Annotated in this window: 11 protein-coding genes; 4 read left to right on the top strand and 7 right to left on the bottom strand. The window is 69.5% G+C overall.

Translation table 11 applies throughout. The features are described from left to right. Positions 1–321 carry a ferredoxin gene (locus ACS04_RS14270; RefSeq protein WP_030157182.1) on the top strand — a complete coding sequence of 107 codons (321 nt, stop codon included), beginning with the start codon at positions 1–3 and terminating at the stop codon, positions 319–321. 4 nt (positions 322–325) lie between these two features. Here ACS04_RS14270 and ACS04_RS14265 read toward each other — a convergent pair whose 3' ends face one another. From ACS04_RS14265 to ACS04_RS14255, 3 genes are all read right to left on the bottom strand, one after another. Next, complete coding sequence (locus ACS04_RS14265) at positions 326–940, bottom strand: hypothetical protein (RefSeq protein WP_048476953.1); 615 nt, start codon at positions 938–940, stop codon at positions 326–328. Between the two features lie 214 nt (positions 941–1,154). Continuing rightward, positions 1,155–2,051, bottom strand: a complete 897-nt coding sequence (locus ACS04_RS14260) for a tRNA (adenine-N1)-methyltransferase (RefSeq protein WP_030157179.1) — start codon at positions 2,049–2,051, stop codon at positions 1,155–1,157. Positions 2,052–2,069: 18 nt separating this feature from the next. Continuing rightward, positions 2,070–3,512: a site-2 protease family protein gene (locus ACS04_RS14255; RefSeq protein WP_245236391.1), complete on the bottom strand. Its 1,443-nt coding sequence runs from the start codon at positions 3,510–3,512 to the stop codon at positions 2,070–2,072. On the opposite strand from ACS04_RS14255, the gene ACS04_RS14250 reads away from it, so the two are divergent. Next, entirely contained in the window at positions 3,464–4,417 is a 954-nt protein-coding gene (locus ACS04_RS14250; protein ID WP_048477015.1) for a RecB family exonuclease, read from the top strand. The genes ACS04_RS14255 and ACS04_RS14250 overlap by 49 nt on opposite strands. 66 nt (positions 4,418–4,483) lie before the next feature. After that, positions 4,484–5,158, top strand: coding sequence for a response regulator (locus tag ACS04_RS14245; protein WP_048476951.1), 675 nt, complete (start codon positions 4,484–4,486; stop codon positions 5,156–5,158). Between the two features lie 70 nt (positions 5,159–5,228). Here the strand turns inward: ACS04_RS14245 and ACS04_RS14240 are convergent, their stop codons facing one another. The 4 genes from ACS04_RS14240 to metH form a co-directional block, all read right to left on the bottom strand. Continuing rightward, positions 5,229–6,815: an ABC transporter substrate-binding protein gene (locus ACS04_RS14240; protein ID WP_048476950.1), complete on the bottom strand. Its 1,587-nt coding sequence runs from the start codon at positions 6,813–6,815 to the stop codon at positions 5,229–5,231. A gap of 89 nt (positions 6,816–6,904) precedes the next feature. Next, complete coding sequence (locus tag ACS04_RS14235; protein ID WP_048476949.1) at positions 6,905–8,509, bottom strand: ABC transporter substrate-binding protein; 1,605 nt, start codon at positions 8,507–8,509, stop codon at positions 6,905–6,907. A gap of 480 nt (positions 8,510–8,989) precedes the next feature. Further along, positions 8,990–9,691, bottom strand: a complete 702-nt coding sequence (locus ACS04_RS14230; RefSeq protein ID WP_048476948.1) for an HAD family hydrolase — start codon at positions 9,689–9,691, stop codon at positions 8,990–8,992. Positions 9,692–9,806: 115 nt separating this feature from the next. Next, positions 9,807–13,319, bottom strand: coding sequence for a methionine synthase (gene metH, locus ACS04_RS14225; protein ID WP_048476947.1), 3,513 nt, complete (start codon positions 13,317–13,319; stop codon positions 9,807–9,809). A gap of 252 nt (positions 13,320–13,571) precedes the next feature. Here metH and ACS04_RS14220 point away from each other — a divergent pair, with 252 nt between their 5' ends. Continuing rightward, positions 13,572–14,339: an IclR family transcriptional regulator gene (locus tag ACS04_RS14220; protein ID WP_048476946.1), complete on the top strand. Its 768-nt coding sequence runs from the start codon at positions 13,572–13,574 to the stop codon at positions 14,337–14,339. Positions 14,340–14,636: the final 297 nt, after the last annotated feature.

Genomic DNA, 14,636 nt, shown 5'->3' with positions numbered 1-14,636 from the left:
ATGACCGTGCAGCAGGAGGCTCCCACGGGTGGTGCCGGGCAGGCCGGCGAGCCGCTCGAGGTCTGGATCGACCAGGACCTGTGCACCGGTGACGGCATCTGTGTGCAGTACGCGCCGGAGGTGTTCGAGCTGGACATCGATGGTCTGGCGTATGTGAAGAGCCCTGAGGACGAGCTTCTGGTGGAGGCGGGGGCGACGACTCCGGTTCCTCTGACGCTGTTGCAGGACGTGGTGGACTCGGCGAAGGAGTGCCCGGGTGACTGCATCCACGTAAGGCGCGTTTCGGACAGGGTCGAGGTGTTCGGTCCGGACGCGGAGTGAGGGTTCAAACACTCCCGGCGTCTGAGTTCGTCAGCTCCTGGCGGAATTTTCCGCCGGTCCAGCGCCACTTGGCGAGCTGTTTCACGTCGGGGCTGTAGCGGGGCACCTGGGGTGAGGAATAACCCAGGAGGCTGGCGGTGACGACTCCGTCGCTGATCGTGAGGTCGGCGGCGGTTTGTCGTTTCCCGGCCTCCAGGAGGGTCGCGACGATCCTCGGGGTCGCGCCGGGGGTCCTGTCCTGGGCGAGGACGTAGATCGCGTGGGGCGGGGTGCCGGATCCTGCGTCGCAGCGTACGGCGGCGACGGTCTCGGGGCGGCGGTCGCCGTCGAGGTCGCCCTGTGCGGTGGCCGTGACGGCCGTGGGGAGCCCTTTGCAGTCCAGCGGGTAGGTGACGGCCGCCGGGTCGGGGGCGGTGGCCTGCGGGCCGCTCGCGGGGGCTGCGGTGGTGCCGGTCGGGGCGGCTGCGCGGCCGGTGGCGGAGGCGTCCGGCTGGAGGAGTCCCGCGAGGGCCACGACGGCGGCCATGGCGGTGGCCGTGGCGAGCCAGTGGAGCGGCCCGGCGCCGTGGTGGGACAGGAGTTCCGGCGTCGGCGTCAGCTCTGCGGGGCGGTGCGGCACGCGGGGTGTCTCCTGTGCGGGGGATGACGGGGAGCCAGCATCGTGCCACACCTCACACCGGGGTGGAACGGCCGGGTCCGTGTCGGCTGGGGCCGGTATGGGGGGGGGTGGCTGGTGGGACAACGAAAAGGCGCTGTGGCGCAGTTCCCGGATGGTGCGGGGAACTGCGCCACAGCGCCTTGGTGTTGGGTGGGCCGGGGGGCCTCGCCGGGGTCTAGGCGGAGCGGTCGCTGCCGGGTCCGTCGTAGTCCTCGCCGTAGGCGCCCTTGGCGGGGCGGCGGCGACGCATGGGCGGCTCGACGCCGTCGGCGAGGCGGCGGGCGGTGACGAGGAAGCCGGTGTGGCCGATCATCCGGTGGTCGGGGCGGACGGCGAGGCCTTCCACGTGCCAGTTGCGGATCATCGATTCCCAGGGCTGCGGCTCGGCGAAGCAGCCGATCTCGCGGATGGACTCGACGGTCTTGGAGAGCTGGGTGGTGGTGGCCACGTAGCAGCAGAGGATGCCGCCGGGGACCAGTGCCTTGGAGACGGCCTCCAGGCACTCCCAGGGAGCGAGCATGTCGAGGATCACGCGGTCGACGTCGGTGTCGGACAGGTTGTCCTGGAGGTCGCCGACGGTGAGCTGCCACGCGGGGTGGGGTCCGCCGAAGTAGCGCTCGACGTTGGCGGTGGCGATCTCGGCGAAGTCCGCGCGGCGCTCGTAGCTGTGGAGCATGCCCTGGTCGCCGATGGCGCGCAGCAGGAAGCTGCTGAGGGAGCCGGAGCCCACTCCCGCTTCCACGACGCGGGCGCCGGGGAAGATGTCGGCGAAGGCCAGGATCTGGCCGGCGTCCTTGGGGTAGACCACGGCGGCGCCGCGGGGCATGGACAGGACATAGTCGGGGAGCAGGGGACGCAGCGCGAGGTAGGCGACGTTGCCCGTGGTACGGACGACGCTTCCTTCGGGGGAGCCGATCAGCTCGTCGTGCGGGAAGGAACCCTTGTGGGTGTGGAAATTCTTCCCTGCTTCGAGCGTGAACGTGTAGTGGCGGCCCTTGGGGTCGGTGAGCTGAACCTGGTCCCCGACCTCGAAGGGCCCGCGTCGGCGGGCGGCACCGGTCGGTTCGGACATGTGACCAGTGTATTGGCTTCAGGACTGGGGCCGTGCCATGGCCTTCACGAAGGCCTTCTCGACGTCGAGGGTGGACAGGACGCCGTAGATCTCGCCGGTGGGTTCGAGGACGAGGTATTCGGTGGCGGGGGTGGCGCGGAGGTGGTCGAGGAGTGCCTCGCCGGAGAGTTCGGCGGAGACCTTCATTCCGTCGGTGAGGTCCTGGGCGAGGGTGCTGACGGCGATCCAGGGGCGGCGGTGTTCGGGGACGGAGGCGATGGCGCTCTCGCGGACGAGGGAGAGCGGGTCGCCGTGGGCGTCGACGACGACGATGGCGCGGGCGCCGTGGGCGTTGGCGCGGCGCAGGGCCTCGGAGAGGGGGGTGGCGTTCTCCACGGGGACGGCGCGCCGGGTGAGGGTGCGGGCGCGTAGTTCGGGGAGGTGTTCGCGCAGGCGGGCCATGCGCAGGCTGTTGCCGGCGCCGGTCCAGATGATGGCGGCGAGGATCGCGGCGAGCAGGGCGTCCATGACGGTGTTCATGCCGGTCGACTCGTTGGCGCCGGTGCCGGCGCCGAGAATGCCGGTGTGGGTGATCATCGGGAGTCCGATGAGGACGGTGACGGCGAGGGCGCGGCCGACCCAGGCGGCGGCGACGGTGCCGGTCATGGGTTTGCCGGTGATGCCCCAGATGAGGGCGCGGAGCATGCGGCCGCCGTCGAGGGGGAGGCCGGGGAGCAGGTTGAAGGCGGCGACGAGCAGGTTGGAGATCATCAGGCCGGCGAGGAGGACGCCGGGGACGGTGGCCGGGTCGACGAGTTCCATGCCGAGGTAGAAGGCGCCGGCGAGGAGGAGGGAGAGGAGGGGGCCGACGAAGGCGAGGACGAATTCGCGGCCGGGGGTCTCGGATTCCTTCTCGATCTCGGAGACTCCGCCGAAGAACTGGAGCTGGATGCGGCGCACGGGGAGTTTGAAGCGGAGTGCGGCGACGGTGTGGGCGAGTTCGTGGACGAGGACGGAGGCGTAGAAGGCGACGGCGAAGAAGAGGGAGACGAGGTAGCGGGCGGGGCCGAGGTCGGGCAGGACGCGGTCGAGCTGGTCGCCGAAGACCCAGGTGATGAGGGCGGCGACGAGGAACCAGCTGGGCGAGACGTAGACGGGCACGCCGAAGGGGCGGCCCATGAGGATGCCGCCGCCCGGTCCGGAGCGCTTGTGCGCGCGCTCGCCGGTTTCGTCGGTGTCTGCCACGGCTGTCCTTCGTTCGGTGCTGTCCGGCGGGGTTGCGGCCGGCGGTTCTCTCAGTGTGGTGCAGGTGCACGTTCGGTGCGGGGTGGGGGGTGTGGTGGCGCGGTGTGATGCTCTGATCATGCAGTGCGATGGGGGTCGGCGTCGATGGTATGCGCGTGCCGTCGGCGGCGGGTCGTAGGGTTTTGTCCATGACGACGAGTCCCGGTCCGGTTCCCGGTACAGCCGATGCGGTCGCAGCGCCGCGCGCTGTGGCGCCTTCCTCGCTCTCCCCTTCGCGGGCGAGCGATTTCATGCAGTGCCCGCTGCTGTACCGGTTCCGGGTGATCGACAAGCTGCCGGAGAAGCCGAGTGCGGCGGCGACGCGGGGCACGCTGGTGCACGCGGTGCTGGAGCGGCTTTTCGATCATCCGGCGGTGGAGCGGACGGCGCCGCGGGCGAAGGCGCTGATTCCGGGGCAGTGGAACCGGTTGCTGGAGTCGAAGCCGGAGCTGGTGGAGCTGTTCCCGGAGGCGGATGAGGGGGCGGGGCTGGCGCGGTGGCTGTCGGAGGCCGAGGCGCTGGTGGAGCGGTGGTTCACGCTGGAGGACCCGACGCGGCTGGAGCCGGTGGAGCGGGAGTTCTTCGTGGAGACGGAGCTGGAGTCGGGGCTGCGGCTGCGCGGGATCATCGACCGGGTGGATGTGGCCGCGTCGGGTGAGGTGCGGATCGTCGACTACAAGACGGGCAAGGCGCCGCGGCCGGAGTACGCGGAGGGTGCGCTGTTCCAGATGAAGTTCTACGCGCTGGTGGTGTGGCGGCTGAAGCAGGTCGTGCCGCGTCGGTTGCAGCTGGTGTATCTGGGCAGTGGGGACGTGTTGACGTACGACCCGGTGGTCGCGGATCTGGAGCGGGTGGAGCGCAAGCTGCTGGCGCTGTGGGAGGCGATCAGGGAGGCGACGGAGACGGGTGAGTGGCGGCCGCGGCCGACGAAGCTGTGCGGCTGGTGCGATCACCGGGCGGTGTGTCCGGAGTTCGGCGGGACTCCCCCGGTGTATCCGCTGGTGATCGTGCCGAGGCCCGGGGCGGGGCCCGATTCCGGTTCCGGGGCCGGGTCCGGTTCCGGGGCTGAGCCCGTTGCCGGGTCCGGGTCCGGGGAGTCCTGAGGGGCCGGTCAGGGCAGAATGGGCGGCGTCCGTCGATGTCGCCGTACGAATACGAGGTACCTCACCGTGGCGATCCGCGTCCTACTGGTCGACGACCAGCCGCTGCTGCGCACCGGTTTCCGGATGATCCTGGAGGCCGAACAGGACTTGGCGGTCGTGGGCGAGGCCGGGGACGGTCTGCAGGCCTTGGAGCAGGTGCGGGCGCTGCAGCCCGACGTGGTGCTGATGGACATCCGGATGCCCCGGATGGACGGGGTGGAGGCGACCCGGCAGATCACGGGTCCGGGCCGGGACGGTCCGGCGAAGGTGCTCGTGCTGACCACGTTCGATCTGGACGAGTACGTGGTGGAGGCGCTGCGGGCGGGGGCGAGCGGGTTCCTGCTGAAGGACGCGCCGGCCGTGGAGCTGGTGCAGGCGATCCGGGTGGTGGCGGGCGGCGAGGCGATGCTGGCGCCGAGCATCACGCGGCGGCTGCTGGACAAGTACGCGGGTCATCTGCCGTCGGGTGAGGAGAGCGTGCCGGACACGCTGGGGACGCTGACGGAGCGGGAGGTCGAGGTGCTGAAGCTGGTGGCGCGCGGCCTGTCGAACGCGGAGATCGCGGCGGACCTGTTCGTCAGCGAGACGACGGTGAAGACGCATGTGGGGCACGTGCTGACGAAGCTGGGTCTGCGCGACCGGGTCCAGGCGGCGGTGTACGCGTACGAGAGTGGTCTGGTGCGGCCGGGGGCCGGGGGCTAGGCCGAGGATGCCGGAAGGGGCCGGTGGCCGCGTTGCGCGGCCGCCGGCCCCTTCGCCGTACCGGGTCGGGTCAGCCCTTGCTGATCTCCCAGAAGCGGAAGACGGTGGAGGCGTCCAGGGACCACTGGAGGCCGGTCACGTTCTGGCGGGTGACGGCGTACTGCTTGCTCTGCCAGAGCGGGAGCAGCGGGATGTCGTCGGCGACGAGGTCCTGGAGGCGGTTGTAGTCGGTGTTGGCCGCGGTGCGGTCGGACTTCGCGGAGGTCGACGGGATGATGGTCCCGCTGATCTCCTTGTTGTCGTAGTTGTTGTGGACGACGTTGTCCGGGCCGAAGAACGGCTGGGTGAAGCTGTCGGCGTCGGGGTAGTCGGGGACCCAGCCCTTGACGTACACGCCGTACTTGCCGTCCTGGATGTCCTTCTGGTACTGCGTGAACTCCACCGACTTGACGTCGGCCTCGAAGAGTCCGCTCTCGTTGAGCTGCTTGGCGATGAGCTGGAACTGCTGGTCGGTGGAGGGGCCGTTGCGGGTCGTCGTCGAGTACAGGGTGATCTTCACCTTGTCCTTGATGCCGGCGGCGCGCAGGACGGCTTCGGCCTTCTTCGGCTGCGGGGTGCCGCCGTAGCGGTCGAAGAAGGCGGTGTTGTGGGAGGCGATGCCTGCCGGGACGATCGAGTAGAGGGCGGTCGTGGTGCCGTCGTAGACCTCCTTGACGATCGCTTCGCGGTCGACGAGGTAGGCGATGGCCTTGCGGATGGGGAGCTTTCCGGCGACGGGGTCGTTCATGTTGAAGACGAGGTGCTCGACTTCGGCGCCGGTGCCCTGGACGACCTCGACCTTGTGGTCTCCGGTCTTGGTGGAGGACAGGGCGGCGATGTCCTTGGCGGCGAGGCCGCGGAAGGCGAAGTCGACGTCGCCGCCTTCCAGGACCTTCTTCAGGCCGGCCTGGTCGCCGTTGAAGAACTTGAGGGTGACTCCGGTGTTCTTGGCCTTGGCCTTGCCGCTGTAGTTCTCGTTGACGGAGAAGGCGGCGCTCTTGTCGTTGAAGGAGTCGAGCTTGTAGACGCCGGAGCCGACGGCCTTGTTGTCGGTGCGCAGCTTGTCGGCGGGGTACTCGCTGTGGTCGACGATGGAGCCGGCGCCCGAGGCGATCTTGCTGGGGAAGGTGGCGTCGGAGGTCTTGAGGCGGAAGACGACGGTCTTGTCGTCGGGGGTGTCGATGCCGGCGATCGAGGCGAGCATGACGGCGGGGCCGTTGTCGTCGTTGATCTTCAGGGTGCGCTCGAAGGAGTACTTGACGTCCTTGGAGGTGAGCGGGTGGCCGTTGCTGAACTTCAGGCCGGTGCGCAGGACGCACTTGTAGAGCTTGCTGTCGCCGCCCTCGAAGTTGCAGCTCTGTGCGGCGTCGGGTTCGGGGGTGGTGCCGCCGCCCTTGGGGAAGGCCAGCAGGGACTGGAAGACGTTGTTGAAGAGCAGCCAGGAGCCGGCGTCGTAGCCGGAGGCGGGGTCGGTGGACCGTACCCGGTCGGATATGCCCATGACCACGCCCTTGCCGCCGCCGTCGGCGGTGGGGCTGCCGGTCGAACCGCAACCGCTGAGCAGTGCGGCGGCGGTGGCCGCGCCGAGCGGGGCCGCAAGCCACTGGTTACGTCTCATCACGCGAACGTCCTTCACAGTCAGTCGAACTGTTTCGTTTTTCCGCCGGCCTGCGACACCCGCCGCCGGTTCTGCCGGTACTGCCGGTGTCAGCCGCTGACGCCCCGGCCGAGTTCCCACAGCTGGAGGTCGGAGATGGCGTTGACCGACCACTCCACTCCGGTGATCCCGTCGCGTGCGGCGACGTACTGCTTGCCCTGCCACAGGGGCAGGACGGGCACGTCCTCGGCGACGATGTCCTGCATCTCCGTGATCGCGGGGGCGGCGACGTTGCGGTCGACCGCGCGCCGGGAGTCGGGGATGAGCTTGGTGCGCACCGCGGTGTTGGCGTACGGCGTGCCCAGGAAGTTGTCCTGCTCCAGGAAGGGGGCGAGGAAGTTGTCGGCGTCCGGGTAGTCGGGGAACCAGCCGAGCCCGTAGGCGGCGTAGTCGCCCTTCTTCTGCGCGGGCCGGAAGTCGGACCAGTCGGAGCCCTGGACGGTGATGTCGAAGAGCTGGGTCGAGTTCAGCTGGTTCTTGAGGGTTTCGAACTCGGTGGCGGTGCCGTCGCCGTAGTGGTCCGTGGTGTAGTTCAGCGTCAGCTTGACGGGGGTCTTGATTCCGGCGCTCTTCAGCAGGTCGGCGGCCTTGGCGGTGTTGGCCTCGCCGTACTTGTTGAAGAAGGCGTTGACGTGGCCGGGGACCGAGGAGGGGACCAGGGAGTACAGCGGCTGGGCGGCCTTGCCGTAGACCTTGTCGATGATCGCGTTGCGGTTGACGGCGGCGGCGAGGGCCTGGCGTACGGCCTTGTCCTTGACGCCGGGGGCGTCGGTGTTGAAGCCGATGTAGCGGATTTCCAGGCCGGGCATCGGGACGAGCTTGACGCCCTTGGGCGGCTTCGCGGCGAACTCGGTGATCTGGGCGGGCGACAGGGTGCGGGAGACCATGTGGACGGTTCCGGCGGTGAGGGCCTTGCCCATGGCGGCGGAGTCGTCGAAGGTGCGCAGTTCGACCTTGTCGTTCTGCAGCTTCAAGTCGCCCTTGTAGTTCGGGTTCTTGGTGAAGACGGCGCGGACGAGGTGGTTGTCCTTGACTTCGGCCTTCATCGTGTAGGGGCCGGAGCCGTCGACGGCGAAGCCGTCGCGGAGCTTCTTGGCGTCGTAGTTCTTCTCGCTGACGATGCCGGTGGCGGGGGTGGAGAGTTTGTAGGGGAAGGTCGCGTCCGGGGTCTTCAGGTGGAAGACGACGGTGTCGGCGGACTTCGCCTCGACGGTGTCGAGGGTGGAGAGCAGCGAGGAGGGGCCGTTCTCGTCCTTGATGGCGAGGACGCGGTCGATGGAGTACTTGACGTCCTTGGCCGTGAGGGGCTCGCCGCTCGCGAACTTGAGGCCGGGGCGCAGGGTGCAGCGGTAGCTCTCGTTGCCGGCGTCGGTGAAGCGGCAGTCGGAGGCCGCTTCGGGGACGGGCTGGCCGCCGCCGCGGGGGCTGTGCATGAGCGTCTGGACGGTCTGCCGCAGGACGTTCCAGGCGCCGGCGTCGTACGCGTAGGCGGGGTCGAACGGTGCGGGAGCGTATTCGGCCGCCTCGAACCGGTCGGTGGTGCCGACGACGATCACTCCGGATCCCGCTGCGCCTCCGCTCGTGCTGCCGCAGGCGGCGAGCGTGGGGGTGAGCAGTCCGGCCGCGGCCGTCAGCACCAGGGTCTTGCGGTTCATGCTGGAAGTACTCCCTTGACCGGCACTTGCTCAAAGCGGCGTAAAGGGCACTTCGCGGCGGTCGCCCGTTCAGGGCGGAACGATCGGGCCGGTGTTGTGACGATCGGTCCACGCGGGTCCGGCACATGGGTGTGTGTCCGGGACAGCAGAGGTGCGGCGTAGTGCCCGCGTCGACATTAGTGGTCTGGGAGGGGATGGCTTGAACTGGCAGGACTTGGGGCGTAATCGCACGGTGATGGGCGCGGACTGGCTGTTTATGTGCCGGTCGCCTCAGATTCGGTCAGGAGCTGATCAATCCGGACACAAGGGCAGGTTTCCCGGCCTCTGGACCGGTCCGTCGGAGGGTTGGCGGGTGACAAAGGTCACCCGACTCAACTGCCACGGAAAGGATGGAATTTCAGCCTCCAGGCCATGGAACGGAAGATCCTTCCGTGGGACCTCGGTCACACCGTGATTCCGTTCGGCACTGAGCGTATGCGATCAGTTCAGCGGAGTGATGAGGGAGCGCAGGAACGGAAGGTCCACTTCCTCCAGCGAGCGGACGATCGTGCGGCCCGGGGCGGGCGGGATGACGCCGACGGAGGGCACGGCCACGACCCGGCAGCCGGCCGCCTCGGCGGCGGCCACGCCGGTCGCGGTGTCCTCGATGACGGCGCAGCGCGAGGGGTGGGCGCCGAGGGCGGCGGCGGCGAGCAGGTAGGGGTCGGGGTGCGGCTTCGTACGGGCCACCTCGTCGCCGGCCACGCTGAGCGCGAACCGCTCGGGGCCCAGGGAGCGCAGTACCCGGTCGATGACGCGGCGGTGCGAGGCGGAGACGAGGGCGGTGGGCACGTTGTGCCGGGCCAGCTCGGCCAGCAGCCGCTCGGCGCCGGGCATCATCGGCACCTGGTCGGCGATCCGTGCCTCGAAGCGCTCGTTGAGCAGGACGCTCAGCTCCGAAAGGGTGATGGCGGCGCCGGTGGACTCGATGAGGAAGGCGGCGGAGCGCGTCATCGGCCCGCCGACGACGACGTCGCGCCAGGCCTCCTCCAGGCGGTGGCCGAGCTCGCCGAAGACGTCGACCTCGACCTCCCACCAGAATCCCTCGGTGTCGACGAGGGTGCCGTCCATGTCCAGCAGCACCGCCTGGAGGGCATGCCCGTCGGCCGTACGGGCGACGGACGCGGGAACGGTGCTGGTCATGCGGCACACACCTCTCTCAGGGGACGAGAAGGCCGGCCGCCTCTTCCCCATGGGCATTCCCCGGGGGAACAGGCGACCGGCCTGTATGGGACCGACAAGTGTACGTCGGTCCGCGTCAGCGTGCGTTGAAATACTTCGCTTCGGGGTGGTGGATGACGATCGCGTCGGTGGACTGCTCCGGGTGGAGCTGGAACTCCTCGGAGAGGTGGACGCCGATCCGCTCCGGCCGGAGGAGGTCGGCGATCTTGGCGCGGTCCTCCAGGTCGGGGCAGGCTCCGTAGCCCAGCGAGAAGCGGGCGCCCCGGTACTTCAGGTCGAACATGTCCTCGACGGCCGCCGGGTCCTCGCCGCCGAAGCCGAGCTCGGCCCGGACGCGGGCGTGCCAGTACTCGGCCATGGCCTCGGCGAGCTGTACCGACAGGCCGTGCAGCTCCAGGTACTCGCGGTAGGAGTCGGATTCGAACAGCTTGGCCGTGGCCTCGCCGATCCTCGACCCGACCGTGACCACCTGGAGGCCGACCACGTCGGTCTCGCCGGACTCCTCCGGGCGGAAGAAGTCGGCGAGGCACAGGCGCCGGCCGCGGCGCTGGCGCGGGAAGGTGAAGCGGGTCCGCTCGTTGCCGTCGTCGTCGAGGATGATCAGGTCCTCGCCCTTGGAGACGCAGGGGAAGTACCCGTAGACCACCGCGGCTTCGAGCAGGTTCTCGGTGTGCAGCTTGTCGAGGAGTCCGCGCAGCCGCGGCCGGCCCTCGCTCTCGACGAGCTCCTCGTACGTGGCCCCGCCGGCGCGGGCCTGCTTGAGGCCCCACTGGCCCTTGAACAGCGCGCCCTCGTCGAGCCAGGAGGCGTAGTCCTTGAGCGGGATGCCCTTGACCACGCGGGTGCCCCAGAACGGCGGGGTGGGGACGGGGTTGTCGACGGCGACGTCGGAGCGGCCGCCCTTCTCCTCCGGCTCCTCCACCTGGACGACGGGCGTGTCGCGCTTGGCGACGCGGCGCTGCTTGAGCTCGGGAAGGGAGGCGCCGGGGACCCCTCGCTTGACGGCGATCAGGGCGTCCATCAGGCGCAGGCCCTCGAAGGCGTCGCGGGCGTAGCGGACCTCGCCCTCGTAGATCTCGTGGAGGTCCTGTTCGACGTAGGCGCGGGTGAGGGCGGCGCCGCCGAGGATCACCGGGTAGTCGGCCGCCAGCTTGCGCTGGTTGAGCTCCTCCAGGTTCTCCTTCATGATCACGGTCGACTTCACGAGGAGGCCGGACATGCCGATGACGTCGGCCTTGTGCTCCTGCGCGGCCTCGAGGATCGCGGAGACCGGCTGCTTGATGCCGATGTTGACGACGTTGTAGCCGTTGTTGGTGAGGATGATGTCGACGAGGTTCTTGCCGATGTCGTGGACGTCGCCGCGGACGGTGGCGAGCACGATCGTGCCCTTGCCCTCGTCATCGGTCTTCTCCATGTGCGGTTCGAGGTAGGCGACCGCCGTCTTCATGACCTCGGCGGACTGGAGGACGAACGGCAGCTGCATCTGGCCGGAGCCGAACAGCTCGCCGACGACCTTCATGCCCTCCAGCAGGGTGTCGTTGACGATGTCGAGGGCGGCCCTGGTCTGCAGCGCCTCGTCGAGGTCGGCCTCCAGGCCGTTCTTCTCGCCGTCGATGATGCGGCGCTGGAGCCGCTCGTCGAGCGGGAGCGCCATGAGCTCCTCGGCGCGGCCGGCCTTGAGGGACTTGGTGTTGACGCCCTCGAAGAGGGCCATCAGCTTCTGGAGCGGGTCGTAGTCCTGCGCGCGGCGGTCGTAGATGAGGTCGAGGGCGGTGTTGACCTGCTCCTCGTCGAAGCGCGCGATGGGCAGGATCTTGGAGGCGTGGACGATCGCCGAGTCCAGGCCGGCCTTGACGCACTCGTCGAGGAAGACCGAGTTCAGCAGGACGCGGGCGGCCGGGTTCAGGCCGAAGGAGATGTTGGACAGGCCGAGCGTGGTCTGGACGTCCGGGTGGCGGCGCTTGAGCTCGCGGATCGACTCGATCGTCGCGATGCCGTCCTTGCGGGACTCCTCCTGGCCGGTGCAGATGGTGAAGGTCAGCGTGTCGATGAGGATGTCCGACTCGTTGATGCCCCAGTTGCCGGTCAGGTCGGCGATCAGGCGCTCGGCGATGGCCACCTTGTGCTCGACGGTGCGGGCCTGGCCCTCCTCGTCGATGGTCAGGGCGATCAGCGCGGCGCCGTGCTCGCGGGCGAGCCGGGTGACCTTGGCGAAGCGGGAGTCGGGGCCGTCGCCGTCCTCGTAGTTCACGGAGTTGATGACGGCGCGGCCGCCCAGCTTCTCCAGGCCCGCCTGGATCACGGGAACCTCGGTGGAGTCCAGGACGATCGGCAGCGTCGAGGCCGTGGCGAAGCGGCCGGCGAGCTCCTTCATGTCCGCGACGCCGTCGCGGCCGACGTAGTCCACGCACAGGTCGAGCATGTGCGCGCCCTCGCGGATCTGGTCGCGGGCCATCTCGACGCAGTCGTCCCAGCGGGCGTCGAGCATGGCCTCGCGGAACTTCTTGGAGCCGTTGGCGTTCGTCCGCTCGCCGATCGCCATGTACGCGGTGTCCTGGCGGAACGGGACGGTCTGGTAGAGGGAGGACGCGCCGGGCTCCGGGCGGGGTTCGCGGACGGCCGGGCTGAGCGCGCGGACCCGCTCGACGACCTGGCGCAGGTGCTCGGGCGTGGTGCCGCAGCAGCCGCCGACCAAGGAGAGGCCGTACTCCCGGACGAAGGTCTCCTGGGCGTCGGCGAGCTCGGGTGCGGACAGCGGGTAGTGCGCGCCGTTCTTGCCGAGGACGGGCAGGCCGGCGTTGGGCATGCAGGAGAGCGGGATGCGCGCGTTGCGGGCCAGGTAGCGCAGGTGCTCGCTCATCTCGGCGGGGCCGGTGGCGCAGTTCAGGCCGATCATGTCGATGCCGAGCGGCTCCAGCGCGGTGAGCGCGGCGCCGATCTCGGAACCCAGCAGCATGGTGCCGGTGGTCTCGACGGTGACGGAGCAGATGAGCGGGACAAAGAGGCCGAGGGCCTCCATGGCGCGGCGGGCGCCGATGATGGAGGACTTGGTCTGCAGGAGGTCCTGGGTGGTCTCGACGAGCAGGGCGTCGGCCCCGCCGGAGATCAGGCCCTCGGCGTTGACCTGGTAGGCGTCGCGGATCGTCGCGTAGTCGATGTGGCCGAGGGTGGGCAGCTTGGTGCCGGGGCCCATGGAGCCGAGGACCCAGCGCTGCTGCCCGGTGGCGGCGGTGTATTCGTCGGCGACCTCGCGGGCGATGCGGGCGCCGGACTCCGACAGCTCGAAATTGCGTTCGGGGATGTCGTACTCGGCGAGGGCGGCGAAGTTCGCGCCGAAGGTGTTGGTCTCGACGCAGTCCACGCCCACCGCGAAGTACGCGTCGTGGACGGAGCGCACGATGTCGGGGCGGGTGACGTTCAGCACCTCGTTGCAGCCTTCGAGCTGCTGGAAGTCCTCCATGGAGGGGTCCTGCGCCTGGAGCATCGTTCCCATGGCTCCGTCGGCGACGACCACGCGGGTCGCCAGTGCCTCTCGGAGGGCATCGGCCCGGGTCCGGGTGTCGGCGGGCGGGTTCGGCAACGAGGCCATGGCGGTGCTCCCTGGGATGCGACGGCTGTCGGCTTTGCACCCTCGCTGTGTCAAGGGTGCACGCGGTCAGGGTAACCGCGTGGCACCCGCCCCGGTGGTGCCGTCCCACGTGGCGGACTGCATTCTGTGCGCGGGGGTCTGCCAGGGGTGTCCTGGTCGACGGAGGCCTGAACAGTTGCCCAACCATGCGCGAGGTCGACATGGGCCGATACTGTTCAGCATTGTCGAACTACGTCAGCAGGAGGCTGCGCGATGGCACGGAACATCCAGTCGCTCGAACGAGCCGCTGCGATGCTGCGACTCCTGGCGGGCGGTGAGCGCCGGCTGGGCCTCTCGGACGTGGCCAGCTCCCTGGGCCTGGCCAAGGGCACGGCGCACGGGATCCTGCGCACGCTGCAGGCCGAGGGCTTCGTGGAGCAGGACCCCGCCTCCGGCCGCTACCAGCTGGGCGCGGAGCTGCTGCGCCTGGGCAACAGCTATCTGGACGTGCACGAGCTGCGCGCCCGCGCGCTGGTCTGGACGGACGACCTGGCCCGGGCGAGCGGCGAGAGCGTGTACGTGGGCGTGCTCCACAAGAGCGGGGTGCTGATCATGCACCACGTGTTCCGCCCGGACGACAGCCGCCAGGTGCTGGAGGTGGGGGCCATGCAGCCGCTGCACTCCACGGCCCTGGGCAAGGTGCTGTCCGCGTACGACCCGGTCGCCCATACGGAGGCGCTGGAGGCGGAGCGTGAGGCGTTCACCCCCCGGACGGTCACCGACGGCGCGGGCTTCGAGGAGATCCTCGACCTGACCCGGGCGCGTGGCTGGGCCGCGGACGTCGAGGAGACCTGGGACGGCGTCGCCTCGGTGGCGGCGCCGATCCACGACCGGCGCCGGATGCCGGTGGGCGCGGTGGCGGTGGCGGGGGCCGTGGAGCGGGTGTGTGGGGAGGGCGGGGAGCCCCGTGCGAGCCTCGTGGCGTCGGTGCGGGACTGTGCGCGTGCTGTTTCACGCGATCTCGGCGCGGGCCGGTTCTAGGCCCCCTTCAGGGCATTTTCGGCCACTCTCTGGCCACTTTCTGCCCTCTTTTCGCCATATTCCGGCCATCGAGTGGCCGGGTTTGGCTGATCGTACCTAGTGGTAACGATCCGACACTTTGGCCTGGCCAACCCTTGACGCGTTCTTCACCTGGGATGAAAACTGCCGTTCATCGGTCGGCATTGTCGAACACCTACCGGCAATACGCGTTAGGCTGTGACGAGGCCATGGACCGGTGAAGCACTCACCGAGTGCGCGGACCACCGGACGGGACCCGGTGTCCGCCCACCCCTGGAC

Source organism: Streptomyces roseus, from assembly GCF_001044425.1.
GTDB classification, from domain to species: Bacteria; Actinomycetota; Actinomycetes; order Streptomycetales; family Streptomycetaceae; genus Streptomyces; species Streptomyces roseus.
Note: the sequence above shows the minus strand (reverse complement) of the source record. Positions and strands in the feature narration are given on the sequence as shown.